This is a genomic window from Paenarthrobacter sp. NPDC090517 (assembly GCF_044769165.1).
Lineage (GTDB): Bacteria > Actinomycetota > Actinomycetes > Actinomycetales > Micrococcaceae > Arthrobacter.
Window position 1 is genome coordinate 1,831,056 of record NZ_JBIVXN010000001.1, and the last position, 21,506, is coordinate 1,852,561.

At 62.4% G+C, this 21,506-nt stretch carries 21 protein-coding genes, 1 tRNA gene and 1 riboswitch; of the genes, 11 read left to right on the forward strand and 11 right to left on the reverse strand.

Annotated features, from left to right (window positions below):
* Positions 1 to 83: 83 nt before the first annotated feature.
* The 3 genes from ACIQTW_RS08515 to ACIQTW_RS08525 are packed head-to-tail and all read right to left on the reverse strand — an operon-like array spanning position 84 to position 3,099.
* Complete coding sequence (locus ACIQTW_RS08515) at positions 84 to 878, reverse strand: energy-coupling factor transporter transmembrane component T family protein (RefSeq protein WP_402936016.1); 795 nt, start codon at positions 876 to 878, stop codon at positions 84 to 86.
* Positions 875 to 2,479, reverse strand: coding sequence for an ABC transporter ATP-binding protein (locus ACIQTW_RS08520; protein ID WP_402936018.1), 1,605 nt, complete (start codon positions 2,477 to 2,479; stop codon positions 875 to 877). Before ACIQTW_RS08520 ends, ACIQTW_RS08515 begins: the two co-directional genes overlap by 4 nt.
* Positions 2,479 to 3,099, reverse strand: coding sequence for an ECF transporter S component (locus ACIQTW_RS08525; protein ID WP_017199489.1), 621 nt, complete (start codon positions 3,097 to 3,099; stop codon positions 2,479 to 2,481). The genes ACIQTW_RS08520 and ACIQTW_RS08525 overlap by 1 nt, the downstream gene beginning before the upstream one ends.
* A 76-nt stretch (positions 3,100 to 3,175) precedes the next feature.
* A riboswitch (TPP riboswitch) is annotated at positions 3,176 to 3,312 on the reverse strand.
* 237 nt (positions 3,313 to 3,549) lie between these two features.
* On the opposite strand from ACIQTW_RS08525, the gene ACIQTW_RS08530 reads away from it, so the two are divergent.
* Complete coding sequence (locus ACIQTW_RS08530) at positions 3,550 to 4,239, forward strand: NUDIX hydrolase (RefSeq protein ID WP_402936021.1); 690 nt, start codon at positions 3,550 to 3,552, stop codon at positions 4,237 to 4,239.
* Positions 4,240 to 4,275: 36 nt separating this feature from the next.
* Positions 4,276 to 4,536: a DUF4235 domain-containing protein gene (locus tag ACIQTW_RS08535; protein WP_402936023.1), complete on the forward strand. Its 261-nt coding sequence runs from the start codon at positions 4,276 to 4,278 to the stop codon at positions 4,534 to 4,536.
* A 70-nt stretch (positions 4,537 to 4,606) separates the two neighbouring features.
* On the opposite strand, the gene mnhG is transcribed toward ACIQTW_RS08535, so the two are convergent.
* The 6 genes from mnhG to ACIQTW_RS08565 are packed head-to-tail and all read right to left on the reverse strand — an operon-like array spanning position 4,607 to position 10,951.
* On the reverse strand, positions 4,607 to 4,999 hold the full coding sequence (gene mnhG / locus ACIQTW_RS08540; RefSeq protein ID WP_402936025.1) for a monovalent cation/H(+) antiporter subunit G: 393 nt from the start codon (positions 4,997 to 4,999) through the stop codon (positions 4,607 to 4,609).
* On the reverse strand, positions 4,989 to 5,267 hold the full coding sequence (locus tag ACIQTW_RS08545) for a monovalent cation/H+ antiporter complex subunit F (RefSeq protein ID WP_017199493.1): 279 nt from the start codon (positions 5,265 to 5,267) through the stop codon (positions 4,989 to 4,991). The genes mnhG and ACIQTW_RS08545 overlap by 11 nt, the downstream gene beginning before the upstream one ends.
* The gene (locus ACIQTW_RS08550) at positions 5,264 to 5,830 is read right to left on the reverse strand and encodes a Na+/H+ antiporter subunit E (RefSeq protein WP_402936027.1); all 567 of its coding nucleotides are present in this window, start codon (positions 5,828 to 5,830) and stop codon (positions 5,264 to 5,266) included. Before ACIQTW_RS08550 ends, ACIQTW_RS08545 begins: the two co-directional genes overlap by 4 nt.
* Positions 5,827 to 7,440, reverse strand: a complete 1,614-nt coding sequence (locus tag ACIQTW_RS08555; RefSeq protein ID WP_402936029.1) for a Na+/H+ antiporter subunit D — start codon at positions 7,438 to 7,440, stop codon at positions 5,827 to 5,829. Before ACIQTW_RS08555 ends, ACIQTW_RS08550 begins: the two co-directional genes overlap by 4 nt.
* Complete coding sequence (locus ACIQTW_RS08560; protein WP_402936031.1) at positions 7,437 to 7,937, reverse strand: Na(+)/H(+) antiporter subunit C; 501 nt, start codon at positions 7,935 to 7,937, stop codon at positions 7,437 to 7,439. The genes ACIQTW_RS08555 and ACIQTW_RS08560 overlap by 4 nt, the downstream gene beginning before the upstream one ends.
* Positions 7,934 to 10,951, reverse strand: coding sequence for a Na+/H+ antiporter subunit A (locus ACIQTW_RS08565; RefSeq protein WP_402936033.1), 3,018 nt, complete (start codon positions 10,949 to 10,951; stop codon positions 7,934 to 7,936). Before ACIQTW_RS08565 ends, ACIQTW_RS08560 begins: the two co-directional genes overlap by 4 nt.
* A 203-nt stretch (positions 10,952 to 11,154) precedes the next feature.
* Between ACIQTW_RS08565 and ACIQTW_RS08570 the strand changes: the two genes are divergently transcribed.
* The 3 genes from ACIQTW_RS08570 to ACIQTW_RS08580 all read left to right on the forward strand — a co-directional run bounded on the left by ACIQTW_RS08570 (position 11,155) and on the right by ACIQTW_RS08580 (position 14,310).
* Positions 11,155 to 12,558 carry an MFS transporter gene (locus ACIQTW_RS08570; RefSeq protein WP_402936035.1) on the forward strand — a complete coding sequence of 468 codons (1,404 nt, stop codon included), beginning with the start codon at positions 11,155 to 11,157 and terminating at the stop codon, positions 12,556 to 12,558.
* A gap of 64 nt (positions 12,559 to 12,622) precedes the next feature.
* Positions 12,623 to 13,105: a cation:proton antiporter regulatory subunit gene (locus tag ACIQTW_RS08575; protein ID WP_017199499.1), complete on the forward strand. Its 483-nt coding sequence runs from the start codon at positions 12,623 to 12,625 to the stop codon at positions 13,103 to 13,105.
* A 5-nt stretch (positions 13,106 to 13,110) separates the two neighbouring features.
* The gene (locus ACIQTW_RS08580) at positions 13,111 to 14,310 is read left to right on the forward strand and encodes a cation:proton antiporter (RefSeq protein WP_402936037.1); all 1,200 of its coding nucleotides are present in this window, start codon (positions 13,111 to 13,113) and stop codon (positions 14,308 to 14,310) included.
* A 26-nt stretch (positions 14,311 to 14,336) separates the two neighbouring features.
* On the opposite strand, the gene dcd is transcribed toward ACIQTW_RS08580, so the two are convergent.
* Positions 14,337 to 14,912 (reverse strand): dCTP deaminase, encoded by a 576-nt coding sequence (dcd, locus tag ACIQTW_RS08585; RefSeq protein WP_011776299.1) that lies wholly within the window; start codon positions 14,910 to 14,912, stop codon positions 14,337 to 14,339.
* A 118-nt stretch (positions 14,913 to 15,030) separates the two neighbouring features.
* On the opposite strand from dcd, the gene ACIQTW_RS08590 reads away from it, so the two are divergent.
* Positions 15,031 to 17,004, forward strand: coding sequence for a CAP domain-containing protein (locus tag ACIQTW_RS08590; RefSeq protein ID WP_402936038.1), 1,974 nt, complete (start codon positions 15,031 to 15,033; stop codon positions 17,002 to 17,004).
* Positions 17,005 to 17,053: 49 nt separating this feature from the next.
* Here the strand turns inward: ACIQTW_RS08590 and ACIQTW_RS08595 are convergent, their stop codons facing one another.
* Positions 17,054 to 17,497 (reverse strand): hypothetical protein, encoded by a 444-nt coding sequence (locus ACIQTW_RS08595; protein ID WP_402936040.1) that lies wholly within the window; start codon positions 17,495 to 17,497, stop codon positions 17,054 to 17,056.
* A gap of 239 nt (positions 17,498 to 17,736) precedes the next feature.
* On the opposite strand from ACIQTW_RS08595, the gene ACIQTW_RS08600 reads away from it, so the two are divergent.
* The 5 genes from ACIQTW_RS08600 to ACIQTW_RS08620 all read left to right on the forward strand — a co-directional run bounded on the left by ACIQTW_RS08600 (position 17,737) and on the right by ACIQTW_RS08620 (position 21,472).
* Positions 17,737 to 19,251, forward strand: a complete 1,515-nt coding sequence (locus ACIQTW_RS08600) for a D-alanyl-D-alanine carboxypeptidase family protein (RefSeq protein ID WP_402936042.1) — start codon at positions 17,737 to 17,739, stop codon at positions 19,249 to 19,251.
* Positions 19,252 to 19,330: 79 nt separating this feature from the next.
* Positions 19,331 to 19,404: transfer RNA gene (locus ACIQTW_RS08605), tRNA-Gly, on the forward strand.
* A 172-nt stretch (positions 19,405 to 19,576) separates the two neighbouring features.
* On the forward strand, positions 19,577 to 20,038 hold the full coding sequence (locus tag ACIQTW_RS08610) for a nuclear transport factor 2 family protein (RefSeq protein WP_402936044.1): 462 nt from the start codon (positions 19,577 to 19,579) through the stop codon (positions 20,036 to 20,038).
* 130 nt (positions 20,039 to 20,168) lie between these two features.
* Complete coding sequence (locus tag ACIQTW_RS08615; RefSeq protein WP_011776304.1) at positions 20,169 to 20,303, forward strand: hypothetical protein; 135 nt, start codon at positions 20,169 to 20,171, stop codon at positions 20,301 to 20,303.
* Positions 20,300 to 21,472 carry a N(5)-(carboxyethyl)ornithine synthase gene (locus ACIQTW_RS08620; RefSeq protein ID WP_402936046.1) on the forward strand — a complete coding sequence of 391 codons (1,173 nt, stop codon included), beginning with the start codon at positions 20,300 to 20,302 and terminating at the stop codon, positions 21,470 to 21,472. The genes ACIQTW_RS08615 and ACIQTW_RS08620 overlap by 4 nt, the downstream gene beginning before the upstream one ends.
* The last annotated feature ends 34 nt before the right edge of the window (positions 21,473 to 21,506 follow it).

Sequence of the window (21,506 nt, forward strand, 5' to 3'; positions counted from 1 at the left end):
TGCAGCGCACAAGCGAAGTGCCGCCGGCGCCCCCAACAGGCCGGCGGCACGCTTGGCGCCCGACTCGCCAGCGCATGAAAACGCTAGCGCCAGACGAAACTCCAGGTTCCCGCACCGACGGCCGCCAGCACTGCGCCGGCTGCGATGAACAGACCGCCGAGGAGCACCCACACGTCCAGCAGTGAATACGTTGATTCGCGTGCCCATGACCGTTGCCCGCCGCCGAAGCCGCGCGCTTCCATGGTCACCGCCAGCCGCGATGCCCGCCGAACCGCCTGAACCAACAGACCGAAACTCTGGCCGAGCGTGGCTTTCAACCGCTGGAAGGGACTGCCTTGGGAACCGACTCCACGGGCCCGGCGGGCCATCCCGATGGTTTGCCATTCTTCCGCCATGAGCCCCACAAGCCGCATCGCCGCCAAGGATCCGAGGACAAAGCGGTGCGGCAGCTTGGCCTTCTGTGCCAGCGCATCGGCCAAGTCAGTGGGATCCGTACAGGTCATCAGCAGGATCGCCGGCAACGCGATCGCCAAACCGCGCAGCATGAAACCTAACCCCAGCTCCAGGGAACCTTCGCTGATGGACCAGAGTCCGACGTCGAGCAATACAGCGCCGCTGTCCGCCGCCACTATTGCGGTGCTCCAGCCGCCGATCGCGGCCGCAATGATCAGGGGCCAGGCCCGCTGCCACAAAAGCCTGATGGTGAGGCCTGCAAGCGGGAAGAGAGCCAGTTCCGCAAGGAGCGCGGTTGACGCAGAGACCCAATCGATGGACAACGCCAGCACCAGGGAAATCAGGAACACCGACACGAACTTAGCCAAAGGGTTGGCTTGGGTGAGCAGGGCATGGTTGCCGCGGATGTTCAGGGCATCCCTCACGCTGCACCCGCTTCCTGATGCGTCGCTCTGCCCTGCGTCATGGGGCCGAGCCGTAGTTCCGCCCCGCCGAGTACAGCGCTGAACTCCTGATCGTGAGTCACCGAGACCACCGCGGTCCCTGCATCCAGCAGTTCGGAAAGGAACGACGCCAGTTCGGCCCAGGTATTCGCGTCCTGTCCAAACGTGGGCTCATCCAGCACCAGGACTTTGGGGTGCGCAGCCAGCACCGTGGCCACCGAAAGCCGCCGCTTCTCGCCTCCGGACAACGTATACGGATTAGCGTCCACAAGATGTGTGAGCCGCAACCGTTCCAGCAACTCCTCCACGCGCTCCTCGCCGTGGCCCAGGTGCTTTGGGCCAAACATCAACTCGTCCAGCACATTGCCCGTGACGAACTGGTGCTCAGGCTCCTGGAATACCGTCCCGATCCGAGAGATCAGCCGGTCTGCTTTCCACTTGAACGGATCAATGCCAGCCCCCTCGGAAAGCTCGACGGCGGCGCTCACTTTGCCGTCCACCGGCGCCAAAAGGCCGGCCAACGTGAGCGCGAACGTGGACTTGCCCGCACCGTTGGGGCCTGTAATGGTCAGTGCTTGTCCTGCCCGGACCTGTGCAGTGATGCCCGTTTGCACCGGTAGGGGCGGGATGGTTTTGAAGCCTTTGCGCCGCGGCTTTTCACGGGAAACAGCAAGGTCCTGGGCTGCGAGGAGAAGCTGCGCGGTGTCGGGTTGATTGCGCCGCCGCCGGGTTGCCGGAACGTATCCCGGTACCCAGACGCCAGCCGACATGAGCATGGCGCGGGCCTCGGAAAGGACTTGGTCCGGAGGACCGTCCAAGAGAACGCCGCCCGTGGCCTGCCCGGCCGCCGTGCTGGACCCTGCGGCCGTGCTGGACCCTGCGGCCGATCCCGGCTGCAGGACCACAATCCTGTCCACCAGGTCTTTCCATACGGACACGCGGTGTTCTACCACAACAAGCGTGGCGCCAGTCTTGTCAAGGCATCGCGCAACAGCATCACGGACCTCGAGCACCCCCGCCGGATCCAGGTTGGCTGTTGGTTCGTCCAACAGGATCAGCCCGGGCCGCATCGCCAAAATTCCTGCAAGCGCAAGGCGCTGCTTCTGGCCGCCCGAGAGCGCCGCCGTCGGGTGATCCAACGCCAGACCGCCACCGGCAGCGGTGCGCAACCCGACGTCGTCGAGCGCTTCATGGACGCGGGACCAAATCTCCTCACGGGGCACGGCAAGGTTCTCGGCACCGAAGGCAACGTCGTCGCCAACCCTCGACAAAACCACCTGCGTCTCGGGGTCCTGCTGCATCAGTCCCGCGCGTCCACGCTGCTCGCGGGGCGCGACGCCGTCCATCAGCAGGGAGCCGGTCTCGTCCGAGTCGTCTTCCTCATCCCCCAGCACCCCGGCGAGGGCATGAAGGAGCGTGGATTTGCCGGCACCCGAAGGTCCCAGCAGCAGTACCCGCTCCCCCGGTTCGATCCGAAGGTCGAGGCCCTGAATGGCGGCTTGGGCCCGGCCGGCATGCCGCCAACCCCAGCCCTCGGCTGAGATGGCGGCAGGCCTTACCGTGCCGCTTTGCGTGGCCGACATCAGCTGAAGACGGGCTCCGAAGCGGCCTTGCGCGAGGCGAAGGAGCTCAGCACGCCGGTCTTGGCCAGGCCGCGTGTCGCCACCCAGGAGAGTGCGCCCGCGATGATTGCGCCGGAAATTGTGGTGAAGGTGATGTAGGCCAGCTTGTCCACGGCTTCATAGGCGATGTTCCAACCCCACGGGAGGAAGGAGTCGTTCAGACCGCAGAAGAGGCCCGCGCCCGCACCGGCGAGGAGGGCGGTTGGCAGGTTGAACTTCTTGTAACGGAAGGCGGCAAAAATGAGTTCGGCGCCCAGGCCTTGCAGAACGCCGGAGATGAGAACGGTTGTGCCGTACTGCGAACCCATGATGAGCTCACCCGTGGCAGCAACAGTTTCACAGAACAGGGCCGCGCCCGGCTTGCGGATAATGAGCATGCCCAGGACCGCGGGGATCATCCAACCACCGGCAATCAGGCCGGTGAGCGGCGGATACGTCGCGTTCATGGGGATGGATACCAGTGCGGCGCCCTGGGACCAGGCCCAGAAAATCACGCCGCCCGCGATGGCGATCAGAGCCGCCACAACGATGTCTACAACACGCCAGTTATAACTGGTCTTCTTCACGTTTACCGTGGTCATTTTCTGCCTCCTGAGGTTACAGGAGGGGAAAGTGCTCCCCGGAATCCCGGCTGGCCTGCGCCATCCGGATCCGGACACTCTGAGAAGCTCGACTCCCTTGCGCCGGTACTAACCGGATCAGGTTCGAGGGTCTGCGGCTGTCCGCACTCTCAGCGCCCTCGCGTCTCCTGCATTTCTGCAGAGTCCGACGGCGGCGCTCCCCTGTCGTTATCAAATCTGCCCTGATGGGCTGGTTCAGTTTACACCTGAGTCCGGGGCGGGTGTTGGTCTGTTGCCGGCATGCGGTCACAATCGGCAGTGGTAAGTGTGTTCCGAGGCTTGCCGGGGTGCGTTGCGAGGCCCGCTCTGCACCCATCCCCCACGCCTTTCCCTGCACACCAGGCCTCACAACGAGACGGGGGAGCTGAGAGAATGAACCAGCAGAATCCACCGCGGCAAAGGGGCACCTTCATGACTGACCTTCCCCAGCAAGACCTCTCCCTTCCTACAGAAGTGCCCCATCCGCGCCTAGCTGCAAGCGTCATCCTGCTCCGTGACGCACCCGGCGGGCTCGAAGCTTTTGTCCAGCACAGAGTTAGCACCATGGACTTCGCTGCGGGCATGGTGGTCTTTCCCGGGGGCAGGGTGGATGGCGCGGATGAGTCCGGGTGGGACTACCCGGCAGAACTCCTCCGAAGCCATGCCATTGACTGGCAGCTGAGCTCGATTTGCATTGACACGGGCGAAGCAACAAAGAACGCCGGAACGGTGCTTACCGCCGCAATCCGTGAAGTCAGGGAGGAAGCCGGGCTCAGCATCGAACCCGGGGACCTGCGCCCATGGGCCAACTGGATCACGCCGACAGATATGCCCAAGCGATTCGACACCTACTTTTACGTTGCCAAGCCCTCCCCCGGCGCCGAACCCCAGCACCAGACCACGGAGGCCTGGCAATCACTGTGGATGCCGGTTGCGGACATTCTTGCTGCGGAGGCTGCCGGCACGCTGAAACTCATGCCGCCCACGTATTACCTGCTCAAAGAAATCGCCGGGTTCGCCACCGTGGATGCGGTTTGGTGCGCCGAGCACGATGTTGTTCCGGTCCTGGCACCCGTTGGTTCCATGGCGGCGTTCCTCAAGGAGCGGGAAAACCGCCGCTAACGCTTGAGACGAGCCGGAGCCAGCTAGGCTGGGGGCATGAACCTCTTCTTCAAGCTGATCGGTGCCGGAGTAAGCCTCGGAGCAGGCTTCGTAGGTACCAAACTCGTCAACAAAGGGTGGGAAAAGGCCACGGGCAACAAGCCACCCCTGGGCAACGACGACATGGAATCGAGCCTTCGCTCTGCCCTGACGTTCGCACTGATCTCAGCCTTCGTCAGCACTCTCATCCAAGTCCTGGCGAGCAGGGGTACGCAGCGCGCCATTGCGCGCTTCGCCAAGACCCACGACATCATCTAGGCCTCCGAAACCGCATACAACGCCGGGATACCCATGACGGGTACCCCGGCGTTCGCTGTTTCGGCTGCTGCTAGCGCTCGCTCTCGGGCTCTTGCCCCGCAGCTGCGCGCTGCACCACCGCTTCAAGTTCATCCTTGGTGAGCATTTCGCGGTGTCCGTGCTTGGTGCGGTAGGCGGAGCGGCCCACCATGTGAGCGGATACCGGGGCCGTCAGGAGCTGGAAAATCCACGCCACCAATAGAACCGGCCATACCCACCAGGTCCGCATCTGGAGGCCGATCGCAGCCAGCATAAGGAACAATCCCAGAACCTGCGGCTTGGTGGCCGCGTGCATGCGGCTCATGAGGTCCGGAAATCTCAACAAGCCGATAGCAGCGCCGAGTGACATCAGTGCACCCACCACCAGGAACACCGCCGTGACGGCGTCGATCACAGCATCAACGCCCGTGGCATCAGGATTCATTGCTCTGTTCCCTCCGCTCGGCCACGAACCGGGCTACCGTCACCGAGCCAATGAACCCGATCACCGCGAGGGCCACCAACAACATCAGGTTGTTCAGGTGCTTGTTCATTGCCATATCGATTGCCAGGGCGGCACCCAGGATCGCCAGCAACACATCCGATGCGAGCACCCTATCCAGCAGGGACGGGCCAATCGCAATCCGGACAATGGCTCCTGCCGCGGCGAGGCTAAGGATCACAGCCGTTGCCACGAGAACGAATTCCTTCATAGCGTTGCCCCTTCCCTTCCCGGACGCTGTTCTGCATTGAGGGCTTCAACCTCTTCGCGCGTGCCCATGATGCGGATCAATCTCGCCTCAATGACTTGGGTTTCCAGGCGGATCTCGTCGATGTCCGCTTCCTCATAAATGTTGAGGGCGTGCAGGTACAGCGTGGACGTTGAGCGGTCAACTTCCACCACCAGGGAGCCCGGGATCAACGAGATGACGTGTCCGGTGGCTGTCACCATCAGGTCTGAGTGGCTCCGCAAGGGAACGGCGACGACGGCGCTACGCACCGTGGGTCCTTTGGCTACAGCCAGGTACAGAACCAGGAAGCTCGCTGCCACCACTTTGCCGAGGAACATCAGAGCGAAGGGGATAGCGCGCAAAATGTTGAACCTGCCACTGAGCTCCACGGGCGGGAGGTAGAACAGCTTGGCCACCAGCACAGCGATCAGGGCACCGAAGAGCAGGTTGCCCGGGCTGAAGTCCCGCCATAGCGCGCCCCACACGATGGCCAACCAGATGAGGAGCGGCAACTCCGTGCGGAAGGAAATGGGTTTGCGGCTCATTTGGCATCACCCGACTGTGCCTCACCTGAGGGTGCTTTTACCGGCTGCGGTTCGTCTGTTTGTGCCAGCGGTGGCACCTCAACGGAATCTCCCAAGACCGAGTGGATGTACGCCGAGCGGTCCAGCATGATGCCGGCGGAACCATCAGCTACGCGGAAGAGCGGTCCTGCGAACACAGTGAGTGCCACGCCGAACACCACCAGACCCGCCGTGGAGCCGACCATGGTGCGGGGTAGGACCCCCACATTGCCGGGGGTCATCAGCACAGGGTCCGGGTACTCTGCGTCCTCGGGTTTGCGCCAGAATGCCCTGTTCCAGACACGTGCGATTGCCAGCAGTGTCAGGAGGCTGGTGACAACACCGCCCACCACCAGCACGATTGCCAGGGGTGTCCCCAACTCCACGCCGGCCTGCAGCAGCCCAAGCTTTCCGAGGAAGCCGGAGAACGGCGGAATGCCCGCAAGGTTCATCGCCGGCACAAAGAACAGCAAGGCAAGCAATGGCGAGAGCTTCGCAAGGCCACCCAAACGGTCAATGGAGGAGCTCCCGCCACGGCGCTCTATGAGTCCTGTGACCAGGAACAAGCTGGTCTGCACGGTGATGTGGTGCGCAACGTAGAAGACCGCAGCGCCCAGCCCGGCCACAGAACTCATGGCGAGGCCAAACACCATATAGCCGATGTGGCTCACCAGCGTGAAGGACAGGAGACGTTTGATATCGCTCTGGGCCAAGGCGCCCAGAATTCCGACAATCATGGTGAGTAGCGCCACCACCATCAGTGGCACGTTGAGGGTGTCCCCTGGAAATAAGAGTGTTTCTGTGCGGACCATGGCGTAGACGCCCACTTTGGTGAGCAACCCGGCGAAGACGGCGGTGACTGGTGCGGGCGCAGTCGGATAGGAGTCTGGAAGCCAGAAGGAAAGGGGGAAGACTGCTGCTTTGATGCCGAAAGCCACCAACAGCATCACGTGCAGGAGGTTTTGCGTGCCCTGATCCAGTTCGGCAAGTTTGATGGCCAGGTCCGCCATGGTGATGGTTCCGGTGGCGCCGTAGATCATGGCGATAGCGATGAGGAACAGCACTGATGACACCACGGAAACTACAACGTAGGTGACGCCTGCCCTGATGCGCGGTCCGGTTCCGCCCAGAGTCATAAGGACGTAACTGGCCGTCAGCAGGATCTCGAAACCGACGTAGAGGTTGAAGAGGTCACCGGTCAGGAAGGCATTGGATACGCCCGCCACCAGGATGAGGTAGGTGGGGTGGAAGATCGAGACGGGTGCTTCCTGGTCGCCGTCGGCCATGCCCTGACCGGTGGCGTAGATGAGCACCGCCAAGCTGACAACGGTGGAAACCACCAACATGAGCGATGAGAACTGGTCCACCACGAGGACCACGCCCCACGGCGGCAGCCATCCGCCGAGCGTGACGGACGTGGTGCCGCCGTCCCACACGGAGACCAGGAGCAGGCATTCGAGCAACAGCGTGGCACTCAGGATGCCAATGCTCACTACCCGCTGTGCGCTGTGGTGCCGGATCAGCAGGAATGCCATTGCAGCACCCAGGATCGGCAGGAGCACAGCTAGCGGCGACAGGTTTGCGAGATTCACGCGCTGCCTCCTTCCCGGGTTGATGCCGTGTTGGGGGTTTCGGTCGCATCGGGCCTGTCCTTGCTTGCAGGGCTGGCCGGGGTGATGGCAAATTCGGAAGTTTCCAGCGGGACAATTGCGTCGTCCTCGGCATCAAAGCTCGGAGTCTTGGCCACGCGGACGTCTTCGAGGTCATCCTGAATTTCATCCTGGCGAGCCAGAACCCATGTGCGGTAAATGATGCCGAGCATGAAAGCAGTGACAGCGAAGGAAATGACGATAGACGTCAGGATCAGTGCCTGGGGCAAAGGATCGTTGTACGCCTCCGGGTTCGTTTCCTTGTCGAACAAGGGGGCAAGGCCTGCGTATCCTCCCGTGCTCAAAATCAGGATGTTGGTGGCGTTGGCCAGCAGCATCAAACCCAACAGCACACGCGTCAGGCTGCGTTCCAGGATCAAATAGATGCCGCAGGCGTATAGGACACCCATGACGATCAACAGGGTCAGGTTGATGCTCATGCGTTAGCCTTCCCGGACGCAGCGGACTCGGCGGCTTCCCCGGCAAGGTCAGCATGCCCTGCGGCATCTTCCTCAGCCAGCGGGGCACCCTTTCCTTCAAAATGTTCGTCGATCTCGGCACCGAGGCTACGCAGGACGTCGAGCGCCAACCCCACCACCACGATGTACACGCCGATATCGAAAATGGTGGAGGTGACGAACTTGACGTCACCGAAGACCGGCAGCCAGAACTCGATAATGGCGCTCTGGAACACCTGACCGCCCAGGAAGAGCGGCACCACGCCGGCAGCGGCCGCCGTCGCCAGGCCTGTCCCCAAAAGGGTTCCCGCGCTGACGGTGGCTGCCTCGCTCAACTCGAACCGCCCACCGGCCAGGTAGCGAATTGTCAGTGCGAGCCCGGCGGTGAGGCCGCCGGCGAAGCCTCCGCCCGGCAGGTTATGCCCGGCGAGGAGAAGATAGATGGAGAACACGATCATCGAGTGGAAGATCAGCCTGGTCACTACTTCGAAGATGATCGAGCGGCGTTCAGGGGCCAGGGTTCGGCCTGCAACGAGCCACGCATCGCGGCTGACGTCGGTGAACTTCTTCGCAACGGCCAAGGTGGCGCCGTCGCGGGAGTCACGGTCGACGCCGATGCGTCGCCCTACGCTGCCTTCCGGAACGGCTTCCGAGGTCTTGATCCGGTCGCCGCGGCTGCGGACAAAGATCAAACTGGCCACACCGGTGGCGGCAATTGCCAGCACGGAAATCTCACCGAAGGTGTCCCAGGCGCGGATGTCCACCAGGGTCACGTTGACCACGTTCAATCCCCCGCCGCCTTCATAGGCCAACCGCGGGAAGTCAAGGGAGACAGGCGTTGCAACGCGGGCGCCCATCGCGTAGATCGCCACGAAAATCATGGTGATGCCAAAGGCCGCGCCTATGATCACGCGGATTACCCTGAGCCGCCCTCCGGTCCTGTCCCTCAATTCAGCGGGCAGGCTGCGCATTGCCAGAACGAACGCCACCAGCACGATGGTTTCCACCAGCATTTGGGTCAGGGCGAGGTCCGGAGCGCCTTGGAGGGCGAACATGAGGGCGATGCCGTAGCCCGTAACGGACACCATGAGCACGGCGAGGAAACGCTTGTTGGCCCGGACGGCAGCCAGGGCACCCACTACGATGCCGATGCCTGCCACCACTTGCAGAGGCGAGTTCGGGTCGATGAAGTACATGCCATCCGGCAGGGGCTTGTTCGCCACGATCAGCGCAGTCATCGGAACCGCGAACGCCACGGTGAGGATCACCGCGAGGTAGAAGTACAGCGAGCCGCGCTGCGTGCGGCCCGTAACCCAAACCGCGATGTCGTCCAGTGCGCCGATGGTGTTTTGGTAGGCCCTGTCGCCGTCCACCCAGTCGGGGACCAGGCTTTGGGCACGGGAAACGAGGTTGCGCCAGTAGAACATCGCGGCACCGGCCGCGAATGTCAGCGCCGTCAGGCCCAACGCGGGGGTGACGCCGTGCCACAGAGCCAAGTGTCCGGCGTCGACCGCGTCCGGACCGTCAGCGAACAGCGCCGCGTATGGCTGAATCCAGGTATCCACGGGCGTCGGCCATAGTCCGTAGACGATAGTGAGCAAACTAAGGACGGCCGGTGCTGCCAGGAACGCTGGTTTGATGGGCTTGAACGGGGTAGGTTCAACGCCGGGTTTGACCGCAAAAGCGCCCCACATGAACCGTGCACTGTAGGCGAACGTCAGGATCGATCCGATCACCAGGCCCACCAATATCCAGATGCCCCAGGCTGGAGCGCCGTCATCGGTGCCGTAGTGGACGAAGGCCTCAAACACTGATTCTTTGGCGACGAAACCTGCCAGGGGTGGCACGCCGGCCATGGACGCTGCTGCGACGGCAGCCACAACACCCAACGCGCGTGACGAACGGAAAACACCGGAAAGCTTGCGGATATCGCGTGTTCCGGATTGGTGGTCAATGATGCCAACCACCAGGAACAGCGCGGCTTTGAACAGGCCATGTGCAAGCAGCAGTCCGAGTCCGGCCAGAGCTGCGTCAGGTCTGCCCAAGCCCACCACCATGGTGAGGAAGCCGAGCTGACTGACCGTGCCATAAGCGAGGATGAGTTTGATATCAGTCTGGCGAAGGGCTCGGTAACCGCCCACAAGCATGGTGGCCAAGCCCAGCCCCAGAACCAGGGGAAGCCAAAACTCCGACGTCGAAAATCCGGGCGCAAGACGCGCCACGATGTAGATGCCAGCCTTCACCATCGCCGCGGCGTGCAGGTATGCGCTCACGGGAGTGGGCGCGGCCATGGCGCCCGGAAGCCAGAAGTGGAACGGCACGAGCGCCGATTTGGTGACCGCCCCGGTCAGGATGAGTACGACGGCGGTAGCCACCGCTGCCTGCATCGGTCCGGCCATGAGCGGCCCGGCCTGGTCCAGGATCGCCGAAATGCGATAGGTTCCGGCGGCCTGACCCAGAATGATGAGGCCGACGAGCATGGCGAGGCCACCCGCGGTGGTAACCATGAGGGCCTGCAGCGCCGAGCGCCGCGCCGCCAGACGCGTGCGGGCGTAGCCGATCAACAGATAGGAAAGGATGGTGGTGAGCTCCCAGAAAATGAAGAGCATCAGCAAGTCATCGGAGGTCACCAAACCGAACATGGCCCCGGCAAAAGCGAGCAGTTGAGCGCCAAATCCGCCCAGGCCGGCATCCTTGTTCTTGAAATACCTGGCGCAATAAATCAGGACCAGGGATCCCACCCCGAGGATCAGCAACGACATCACCCATGCCAGGGGATCCATTCGGAAGGCAAGCTCAAGCTTCAGGCTAGGAATCCAAGGCAGGGCTTCTTCTATGCCACCACCGGAATATACGGAACCGTACTGGAAAAGCAGCCAGATAAAGGCGCCTGCGGGGACCGCTGCCAGAGCGTAGAAGGCGTTCCTTCCGAGTTTGCTGAAGATCAAGGGCGCCACAGTTGCCGCTACAAAGGTGATGGCGAGAACTGTGATCACTGTTATCTCCGCAAAGTCAGGAACATATTGTCAAAAGTTGGAGCAGGCGGTCATTCGTTGGGTTCGGTTTAGCTAGTTTATCAAGGCGAACTGACAGTTTTGGGCAGGGGAAGCCGTCTGCGCGCATGGCTTAAAGCCGCGTACTCCACAACGCGGTCTGTCATCTACCCGCCGTTCTTCCCCGCCCCTATAGCATTCATGCTATGAACGCGGCCGCAGTTCCCGAAGCCTCCCACCCGACGTCCGAGCTTGCCTCTGGACCCGTCGCCTCCAAGAAGGGACAGATCCTTGCTTGGGCATCCTGGGACTGGGGTTCCGCTGCCTTCCAGGCGGTGATGACCACCTTCGTATTCACCGTTTACCTCACGTCCAATGCCTTCGGCGGAGAAGATGCGGCATCGGCCGCCCTCGGTGCCGCTTTGGCCGTTGCAGGGCTCGCAATCGCCTTGTTCGCTCCTGTCACCGGCCAGCGTTCCGACGCTGGGGGACGCCGCAAGATGTGGCTCGGCATAAACACCGCCGCAACGGCGGTCCTGACAGCGCTCTGTTTCTTTGTGTTCCCCCAGCCGGAGTTCCTGCTGCTGGGAGTGTGCCTGATAGCACTCGGCAACATCTTCTTTGAGTTTGCCGGCGTGAACTACAACGCCATGCTGGCCCAGATATCTACGCCCCGGAACATCGGCAGGGTCAGCGGCTTCGGCTGGGCCATGGGATACCTGGGAGGCATCGTTGCGCTCCTCCTCGTTCTTCAGCTGTTCGTGCAGCCCTCCTTCGAGTGGTTCGGCGCTTCGACCCAGGACTCCTTGAACATCCGGCTCGTTGCTGTCTTCTCGGCACTGTGGTTCTTCATCTTTGCCCTTCCCGTGATGTTCGCTGTTCCTGAAGTTTCCGTGAAGAAGAGCACCGCGTCGCTGGGCTTCATTGCCTCCTACAAATTGCTGTTCCGACGCATTGGGGCCATCTACCGGACCAGCCCCCACACCATCTACTTCCTGCTGTCCAGTGCCATCTTCCGCGATGGCCTGGCAGCAGTATTTACCTTCGGCGGCGTCATCGCCGCAGGTACGTTCGGCTTCGAGCTCAAGGACGTCATCTTCTTCGCTATTTTCGGCAACGTTGTGGCTGCCATCGGTGCAATCATTGGGGGCTTCCTCGACGACAGGATCGGACCAAAGGCAGTCATTATCATCTCGCTGGTTGGTCTCCTCGTCGCGGGCACGGCCATTCTGGTCCTGGGTAACGGCGACTACGTTTTCTTGGGAAATGACTGGCCAGGTGCCACCACGTTCTGGGTCTTCGGCCTGCTGCTTTGCTTGTTCGTGGGACCGGCCCAATCATCCTCACGCGCATATCTTGCAAGGCTTGCCCCCCACGGAGAGTCGGGGGAGCTTTTCGGGCTCTATGCCACCACCGGCCGGGCCGTCAGTTTCCTCGCGCCAACGCTCTTCACGCTGTGTATCGCCATCGCCTCGCCGTTTGTTGCAGAAGGTGAAGCCCAGCGCTGGGGCATCCTGGGAATCATGGTGGTCCTGCTTGCCGGCCTGTTGGTGATCCTGCCAGTGAAGCCACCGGCCAAGGTGGAAATAGCCGTGGTCCCTGAGCGTTAACTACATAGGACTGGCTAAGCATGAGCGCCGTACCAGACCCATACAACAGAGTTAGGGTGTAGCTATGAACGTGGATGAGACTGAACTCCCGGGCCTCGGGATCCGCAAGGATTTCGTCACGGCATCGGGCCGTCGCATCGGTGTGGTGGAACTTCGCGAGGGTGAGACCGAGCTATTCGTCTCCACATGGGATGACCCTGACACATGCCAAGCCTCCATCCCGTTGACAGCAGATGAAGCATCGACCTTGGGGAACCTCCTGGGTGGCCAGCACATCGCCATGCGCTTGGCAGAAGAACATCGTGAGATACCAGGCATCGTCACCCGCCAGTTCTCCATTACCCCTGATTCACCCTTCGTCAACCAGCCCATGGGCAAGGCACAGATCCGTACCCGGAGTGGTGTTTCCATCGTGGCAATCATGCGCGAAGGTGAGGTTGTCCCCTCGCCGGCACCCGACGTCGTACTTCACACCGGTGATTTGCTCGTAGCGGTCGGCACGCAGGAAGGTCTTGACTCGGCAGCCGACATCCTCCGCAACGGCTGACGGGAATGGATCCGCTCGCACTAGCCCTCGTTGAACTGGGGGCCGTCGTCTTCTGCCTCGGTCTCCTTGCTCGATTAGCGGGCCGAATAGGCATGTCCCCCATCCCGCTCTACTTGGTGGGTGGCCTGGCATTCGGAGCCGGCGGGTTCGTCAAGTTGGATGGCATGCACGAGTTCGCCCATCTTTCCGGAGAAATTGGCGTTATCCTCCTGCTGCTTATGCTCGGATTGGAATATACGGCGTCAGAGCTCGTCACCGGTCTCCGAAGATCCTGGCAGGCCGGTGTCATGGATTTTGTTCTCAACTTCCTTCCGGGCGCAGGACTCGCCGTGCTGTTGGGTTGGGGACTTGTAGGCGCCATCGTCATGGGTGGTGTCACCTACATCTCGTCATCCGGAATCGCCGCCAAGGTGATCACGGACCTCGGACGGATCGGTAACCGCGAAACACCTGTGGTTCTGTCCATCCTCGTTTTTGAAGACCTCGCAATGGCGATTTACCTCCCGATCCTCACGGCGATCCTTGCCGGCGTGGGTTTCCTGGGCGGGCTGCAGACTGTGGGAATTGCCCTTGCCGTGGTCACCGTGGTTCTCGTCATAGCCCTCAAGCACGGCCACCGGGTCTCGCAGGCGGTGCACAGCGAAAACTCCGAAGTCTTCCTACTGAACGTGCTGGGTCTCGCACTGTTGGTGGCTGGAATCGCGTCAGCTCTGCAGGTGTCCGCCGCAGTGGGTGCCTTCATGCTGGGCATTGCCATCTCAGGCGCCACCGCCCATAACGCCACCAGAATCCTCGAACCGCTGAGGGATCTGTTCGCAGCGATCTTCTTCGTGGCCTTCGGGCTCAACACCGATCCGACCTCCATCCCACCCGTCCTTGGCTGGGCTTTGGTACTGGCTGTCATCACCGCAGCTACCAAGATGCTCACAGGTTTCTGGGCTGCCAAGCGGGCCGGCATTGCAGTCCCTGGCCGTTTCCGCGCCGGCGCTGCCCTGATTGCGCGTGGTGAATTCTCTATTGTCATCGCGGGCCTGGCTGTTGCTTCCGGGGGAGTCCCCGACGAGCTTGCAGCACTCGCCACGGCCTATGTCCTCATCATGGCCATCCTGGGTCCGCTGGCCGCCCGCTTTGTGGAACCCGTGGTCAAGGCCATCCGCAAATCACCGGGAGCTCCGCCACGGACACAGGAGCGCGCACCCGCGTAGCGAGTCTCCCCAGGCACCGAAGGACGCTAGATGGACGTCCGGTGGAAGTTCTGGTGGCTGCGGCTCGCGGTGGGTCCTCGCTGGCCTTGGTAACGGTTGCCGTATTCGCCCGAACCGTAGGGGTGCTCGGCCGAGGACGTCAGTCGGAAGAAGCACAGCTGTCCGATTTTCATGCCCGGCCACAATTTGATGGGCAGGGTTGCCACATTGGAGAGCTCCAGTGTTACGTGACCTGAGAAACCGGGATCGATGAAGCCTGCCGTGGAGTGCGTCAACAGCCCGAGGCGCCCAAGGGATGACTTCCCTTCGAGGCGGGCAGCGATATCGTCGGCCAGGCTGACGGTTTCGTAGGTGGAGCCGAGTACGAATTCCCCGGGGTGGAGGATAAAAGGCTCGTCGCCTTCCACTTCCACCAGCCGGGTCAGTTCGGGCTGTTCCTCGGCGGGGTCGATGTGGGCATATTTATGGTTGTCGAAGAGCCGGAAAAACCGGTCAATCCGGACGTCCACGGAAGACGGCTGAACCATCGCGGGGTCGTACGGTTCAAGAACAATCCGTTGGGAGTCTATTTCGGCACGAATATCGCGGTCAGAGATCAGCACAGCATCAAAAATACCCCATGCATTGTCCGCGCCGCCCCATGGGACTATAGTTCCCGGACATGTAGAACCGCGCCCGTACTTGGGGGCAACGAGCATTCGCGGGGTAATTGTGAGAAAAATGGCTGCGCCTGCCGCTGTCGTGCTGGCTGGCGTATTGGCTCTCGGGGTGGCCGCCTCCAGCCAGATTCTCCCGTCAACGCAGACGGTCCCCGGGCCCACCGTCAGCCCTTCGGCCGTCGTCCCTTCAGGGATGACGGCACCAACGACAACCACGACGGCGGACCCCGCACCTTCAGCGGTCCTCCCCGCGGCTGGCACCGCCTCGGACCCCACCACAGTCCCTGCACCTGAGTCCGGGCCGGCGGACCCGACACCAAACGCCGGCACTGGAACCGACTCGGACAACGGCCCGGTCGCTATAGATCCGGTGTTTGAAACTCCACCGCCCGTGCCCAACATCGGGCCATCCTGGGGGCCTGACAATCCCTCGGATCCCGGTGCCACCGAGCCACCGGCGGAGCCGACTCCACAAGAGACTGTTGTTACTGTTCCAGCCGCACCAACACCATCCGCCCAGGCCACCGGGCCGAGCCCGTCCGAGTCTCCGGCGGAAACGCTGGCACCAACCGAGCCGGTTTCCCCTGGCGAAACTTCTCCAGCAACTCAAACGCCTGCACCAACAGCAAGCCAGTCCCCTACTCCAACGCTCGAAACCGCCTCGCCAACCCCGACGACGACGCCCGAAGCGACAACCCCTACCCCCACCGCGACCGCCTATCCGGGCAAGAGTCCAAGCGGCAACCACGATCCGGAAAACGGGGCTATGGCGCTCCTCCCGGACAGCAACACAGCTGCGATCCTGACGGTGTTCAACGCGATCAACAGCTACCGCGCATCGCTCGGTCTGGCACCGGTGAAGTACCACGCAACGGTGGCCAGCCTGGCTCAGGACTGGTCCAACAACATCGCGACGCGTGAGGTGATCCAGCACCGTGCCAACTTCTGGACTGATCCTCGGGCGCTCAACCCCAACAACGGCGCGGGTGAAGTCATCGCAGTCCGCTGGGACCGTGACGCCGCGAAACTTGTGGAGTGGTGGAAGGGTTCTCCGGGTCACGATGCCCTTCTGCGTGATCCCCGGTTCAACGTCATGGGCATCGGCATCACTTACACGGACGGCAACTGGCAGACCACCCCCAACCGCTACACGCTCTGGGGCGTAGTGAACTTCTTTGGCTACACGTCGTTGCCGGCGGGGACCACCACAAGCCCGGGCGGGACAGTCCCGCCACCAACGGACCCTGTGGGTGTCTGCGAACCTGGCAGCAAACACCAACCACCTACCCTGAACTTGAGTGCAGCATCCATCAGCAGCGCAGCCGACCTCGTGTCGATCGCCGGCGACGGCTCCGTGGTTGCCTACCCATCGTGGGGTGGCGGAAGGTACGGCGGCGGCAAGAGGATCGGCGTCGGCTTCACAGGACTCAAGGACCTCTTCATCACGGACTGGGACCGCGACGGCGTGTTTGATCTGATCTCGCAAAGGCTCGACGGCGCCCTGGTGGTGTACCCGGGACTTCAAGCAGGCGGATTCAAGGACCCCATTGCCCTTGGCCAGGGTTGGGGGACACTGAACATCGCTGTGGGCACTTGGTGCGCCAACAACCGGCTTCCCCAGATCGTTGCCATGGACTCGGGCGGCAACCTGTATCTCTATAAGAACGCCGGCCTTGCCTACATTCGCGCCCAAGCAGCAATCGGCACGGGATTCCCAGCGATCAGGCTAAGCATGGTGGATTACAACGCCGACGGTTTCCAGGACCTCCTCACCACTGAGGCCAATGGATCCCTTCGGCTGTATCGCGGAAGCGGGCTGGGCACACCCAAACAGGAATCCCGTCCCGTAGTGGGTGCGGGATGGACCGACTACTCGGGTTTGCGGGCACTACGCGGAGTAACGGGTCCCGACGCGACCGGTGTTGCCGGACTGGACCGCAACGGAATTGTTGAGTACTGGGACCTCTCCACCGGACGGCTTACTACGCCCCTGACCATAGGCATCGGCTGGGGCGGACTGAAGTTCGCCCAATAGAAGAGCCTGCCTACCCACCCCGGGTGTCGGCGTCGTGCGTCAACGGCGGCTAAGCGTCCGAGTTGGACTCGATGGCAACCTTGAGTTGTTCCAACTGCGCCACTTCGCTCTCCAGAGCCTTCTGGAATATGCCATTCATAAGCTTCCGCAAGCCCTTCGGATGGTACTCAAGGGCGAAACGGAGGCGGGTGGTATTGCCTTCGGTGCTGAGGTAGAAACCTCCGGTAGGCCGGGCGGGTCCGGCCACCACGGCATAGCGCACTTCGGCTCCCGGGCGGGCTTCGGTGATCCTGAAGTCGGCGGCTACAGGGCGGCCGCCGGGGCCGGAAACCGTCTGTTGGTAGAGGGCGCCTTTTTGGCCACGAATGCCGGAGCGAAGCGCGATACTGCGAACACCCGAACGCCAAAGCGAGTTGTTCATCCCGTCCATGAGGAATCCGTAAACGGTCATGGCGTCCTTGCTGATCACCACTTCATTGGCTGCGAATGCCACGGAAACCTCTTTCGGCGTACGGTCGAGTGTCGTAGCCCGGTTCCCCATACGCTGCAGCTAACACCTTCAGAATAGTCAGCGGCGGGCGCCCGCAACACACTGCTGCCGAGCCTTGACCGAATGGTTATCTCCCGATTTCCAAGGTATTGCTGACAGGAGGCCGTGCGCCGGGTAGAGTTCCTGCGGCTGGCTACAAGCAAATTGGGGGCGTAATGCGAGGTCAAATCCACTCGGGTTCCATGAGGAACGCACGACGACGGCTGGCAGCTTGCGCTGCGTTCTTCAGTCTGGCGGTGGCTGGCGGCGTCGTAACTGCGGCTCCTGCCACAGCTGCGCCGGCCACGGCTGTGTCGGCCACCGCGGCCGTGACCGCGGTATCGACCGATGCTCGGGCCGCCGTCGTGCAAGCCGCGATGCCGACCACGGCGAATCCGCTGCCGAGCGTCGATCCAGTGGGCAACCCCGCGAATTACTCTGTCCTGGTCAACAAGTCCCGGCCCCTGAATCCTTTGAGCTACGCTCCCGGCGATTTGGTGAATGCCCGCGGTTCCGGCCAGTATCTGCGCGCCGAAGCTGCGGCTTGGCTCAATGGCTTGTTCCAAGGTGCGGCCGATGCCGGCACGGGCGGGCTGGCGGTGGTGAGCGGCTACCGTTCCTATGCGCAGCAGCAGCAGGTTTACTCCTATTACGTCAGCATCTACGGCCAAGCGCAGGCGGACCTGATCTCCGCGCGTCCGGGGCACAGCGAGCACCAGACGGGGCTCGCCGTCGACGTCGGGAACGCCAACGGTTCCTGCGGCCTCAGCACGTGTTTCGGGGACACTCCAGCCGGGATCTGGGTGGCGGCGAATGCCCACAAGTACGGCTTCATTGTCCGGTACCCCAACGGCTACACGAACGTCACGGGCTACAGCTATGAGCCGTGGCACCTGCGCTACGTCGGGGTAGACCTCGCCACCGACATGAAACGCCGTGGCTTCCCCACCATGGAGCAGTATTTCGCCGGCAACCCCTCTGCGTATGCGAGCATCACCTCCGGCGCGGACCTGGTTGCTGCGGACTCGTCCGGGCGGCTGCTTCGCTACCCTGCACATGGTGGTGGCGGCTATGGCGTTCCCACAGTGATCGGCTCCAACTGGCAGGGCTTGAAACAGGCCTTCGTGGTGGACTGGGACTCTGATGGTGTCTACGACATTCTTGCTCAATGGGAAAACGGCACTTTGGGCTTGTTCACTGGTTGGCCCGGCGGCGCTTTCTCCAAACAGATCGTGGTGGGAACCGGTGACTGGGACAAGATGACCATCACTGTGGGCAAGTGGTCCGCCGCGCAGAGGTTCCCAGGCGTCGTGGGCTATTTCCCGGATGGCGGGCTACGGTACTACCCCAATACCTTGGGCAGGGCGCTGATCTACCGGGTGGACATTGGAAGCGGCTGGGCCGGCATGGGGCTGACCATGGCCGACTGGAACGCCGACGGTGCCAACGACATCCTGGCAACCACACCCTCCGGGCACCTGCTCAGCTACCCCGGCAACGGAGGGGGTGGCTTCGCTGGCTTGCCCACCACAGTGGGCTCCGGTTGGGGAACCATGAAGGCACTCGTGCCGAGCTTCGGTTTGTCCGGTCCGGGCACCCGCAGCATCACTGCCCAAACTGTGGACGGCTACCTCGTGGACTACAGGCTGGGGACGGGGGCCTGGGGCGGCCAGCGCCAAGTGGGCAACGGCTGGAATGGCATGAAGCTGTTCAAGTAGGCAGCCGGTGCGGCGGTCATGAGGAGTCCGGCAACTGCGCTAAGCTAGGACTCGCTCGGGGGAGTTTTTCCCGGGCAATGCGGGCGTAGCTCAATGGTAGAGCGCTAGCTTCCCAAGCTCGATACGCGGGTTCGATTCCCGTCGCCCGCTCCAAGAAAGCCCCGGATCCAGCGATCCGGGGTTTCTTTGTCTCTGGACTGAACCCTGTCCAAGAACAAAAAGCGCTCGACGACGGCACTCACCAAAGAGGGCCGGTTACCCGTCGACCGGGAGGCGTCGTAAGCCTAAACTCTTACGTACATCCACCTAACCGGGAGGTCCTCCAATGACTCTCACCGACGATGGTGAGGCGGGTCCCCTCGCCGTCATCAACCGCCTGCTGGAAGTCACAAACAAGCATGATCTTGAAGCCTTGGCTGAGTGTTTTGCGCCGGGCTACGTCAACGAGACACCGGCCCACCCAACCCGCGGATTCACGGGACGGGACACTATCCGCAGCAATTGGGAGCAACTTTTCACCGGCGTACCGGACATAGCAGCCCGCATGTTGGCGCACAGCGTTAATGGGAGCAGCGTGTGGACCGAGCTGCACCTAAAAGGCGCCCGCCGTGATGGCACCCCGCATGAGATGACCGGCGTCATCATTTTCGGTGTAGATGAGGGCATCATCAGCAGTGCCCGCTTCTACCTGGAGCCTGTGGAGAAGGTTGCGACCGTGGACGACACCGCGGATCGCGTCACTCACCGTGTAACGCATGGCCGTCCGGCGGTTCAGCCGGCTCAGTAGGCCGACGCCGGCCTGCCCAGTTAGCCAGAGGGCTGCGGTCCAGAACGCGTGACTCCGGCCACAAAGCCATGCGGGGAGGTGTATCGTCAGGAGTCAGGAGCCATTTCGGCTCCGCTCTAAGGGAGCCATCATGGGCGACAAATCACCGCGCCAAACTGCGTCAAAGAAATCCAGCAAATCCATCAAGGAAAAACGCGCGGATAAGCGGGCTTCCGAGTCCTCCGCCACCGAGGCTGCGAAGCCTTCAACCGGCAACAAGAAGTGACCGCACCAACCGGCCAGCTGAGCATTGGTGTCCTTGCTACTTCGCTGAAACCCAATGAGCGGCGCTTGCCGATCCACCCGCAGCATTTGGAACGCATTGCTCCGGAAGTACGCCGGCAGCTTCGTTTTGAGTACGGCTACGGCGAGCGGTTCGGGGTCCCGGACAGCAAGCTGGAATCGTTGGTGGGCGGCCTCGGCACACGCCAGGAGCTAATCGCCAACAACGACGTCATCCTCCTGCCCAAGCCACAGGCTCAGGATTTGGCGGAGCTCCGCGACGGCCAAACCTTGTGGGGCTGGCCGCACTGCGTGCAGGACCGGGCCATAACCCAGCTTGCCATCGACAAGAAGCTCACGCTCATCGCTTTTGAGGCCATGAACCACTGGGCGGGCGACGGCGGTTTCGGCCTGCACGTCTTCCACAAGAACAACGAACTTGCCGGCTACTGCTCCGTACTGCATGCACTGGCATTGACTGGTTCCACTGGCGATTACGGCCGCCGCCTCAGCGCTGTGGTCATTGGTTTCGGGGCCACCGCCCGCGGTGCCGTCACCGCGCTGAACGCCCACGGCGTCCACGACGTCCAGGTGCTCACCAACCGGGGCGTCGCCGCCGTCGGGTCCCCGATCCATTCAGTGCGGATCGTGCAGTTCGACCACGACAGCAAAGCGCCGTTCCTCAGCGAAGTCATCACGGACAAGGGACGCAAGCCCTTGGCGCCGTTCCTGGCCGCGGCGGACATCGTGGTTAACTGCACCCTGCAGGATCCGAATGCCCCGCTGACGTACCTTCGGACTGAGGACCTGGCGGAATTCCAGCCGGACAGCCTGATCGTTGACGTGTCCTGTGACGAAGGCATGGGCTTCAGCTGGGCGAGGACCACCACGTTCGACCAGCCCATGTTCCGCGTGGGCGGGCACGTTAACTACTACGCCGTGGACCACAGTCCTTCATACCTTTGGAACTCGGCCAGCTGGGAGATCAGCGAAGCGCTGCTACCGTTCCTGGACACCGTAGTGGCGGGACCGGAGGGCTGGGAAGCCAACGAGACTGTCTCCCGTGCCATCGAGATCCGTGAAGGCGTTATCCGCAATCCGGACGTCCTGGAGTTCCAGGGACGTTCAGCGGAGTACCCACACTTGCCTGTGGCACAGCTTCAGCCAAGATAGTCCACACAGGATGAAGCGGCCCCGGTTGCCGGGG

Excerpts from the sequence above, each read along its gene's own strand:
- ACIQTW_RS08520 (WP_402936018.1), bottom strand. The coding sequence starts at position 2,479 with ATGTCGGCCACGCAAAGCGGCACGGTAAGGCCTGCCGCCATCTCAGCC.
- ACIQTW_RS08525 (WP_017199489.1), bottom strand. The coding sequence starts at position 3,099 with ATGACCACGGTAAACGTGAAGAAGACCAGTTATAACTGGCGTGTTGTA.
- ACIQTW_RS08530 (WP_402936021.1), top strand. The coding sequence starts at position 3,550 with ATGACTGACCTTCCCCAGCAAGACCTCTCCCTTCCTACAGAAGTGCCC.
- ACIQTW_RS08535 (WP_402936023.1), top strand. The coding sequence starts at position 4,276 with ATGAACCTCTTCTTCAAGCTGATCGGTGCCGGAGTAAGCCTCGGAGCA.
- mnhG (WP_402936025.1), bottom strand. The coding sequence starts at position 4,999 with ATGAATCCTGATGCCACGGGCGTTGATGCTGTGATCGACGCCGTCACG.
- ACIQTW_RS08545 (WP_017199493.1), bottom strand. The coding sequence starts at position 5,267 with ATGAAGGAATTCGTTCTCGTGGCAACGGCTGTGATCCTTAGCCTCGCC.
- ACIQTW_RS08550 (WP_402936027.1), bottom strand. The coding sequence starts at position 5,830 with ATGAGCCGCAAACCCATTTCCTTCCGCACGGAGTTGCCGCTCCTCATC.
- ACIQTW_RS08560 (WP_402936031.1), bottom strand. The coding sequence starts at position 7,937 with ATGAGCATCAACCTGACCCTGTTGATCGTCATGGGTGTCCTATACGCC.
- ACIQTW_RS08570 (WP_402936035.1), top strand. The coding sequence starts at position 11,155 with ATGAACGCGGCCGCAGTTCCCGAAGCCTCCCACCCGACGTCCGAGCTT.
- ACIQTW_RS08575 (WP_017199499.1), top strand. The coding sequence starts at position 12,623 with ATGAACGTGGATGAGACTGAACTCCCGGGCCTCGGGATCCGCAAGGAT.
- ACIQTW_RS08580 (WP_402936037.1), top strand. The coding sequence starts at position 13,111 with ATGGATCCGCTCGCACTAGCCCTCGTTGAACTGGGGGCCGTCGTCTTC.
- ACIQTW_RS08590 (WP_402936038.1), top strand. The coding sequence starts at position 15,031 with ATGGCTGCGCCTGCCGCTGTCGTGCTGGCTGGCGTATTGGCTCTCGGG.
- ACIQTW_RS08600 (WP_402936042.1), top strand. The coding sequence starts at position 17,737 with ATGAGGAACGCACGACGACGGCTGGCAGCTTGCGCTGCGTTCTTCAGT.
- ACIQTW_RS08610 (WP_402936044.1), top strand. The coding sequence starts at position 19,577 with ATGACTCTCACCGACGATGGTGAGGCGGGTCCCCTCGCCGTCATCAAC.
- ACIQTW_RS08615 (WP_011776304.1), top strand. The coding sequence starts at position 20,169 with ATGGGCGACAAATCACCGCGCCAAACTGCGTCAAAGAAATCCAGCAAA.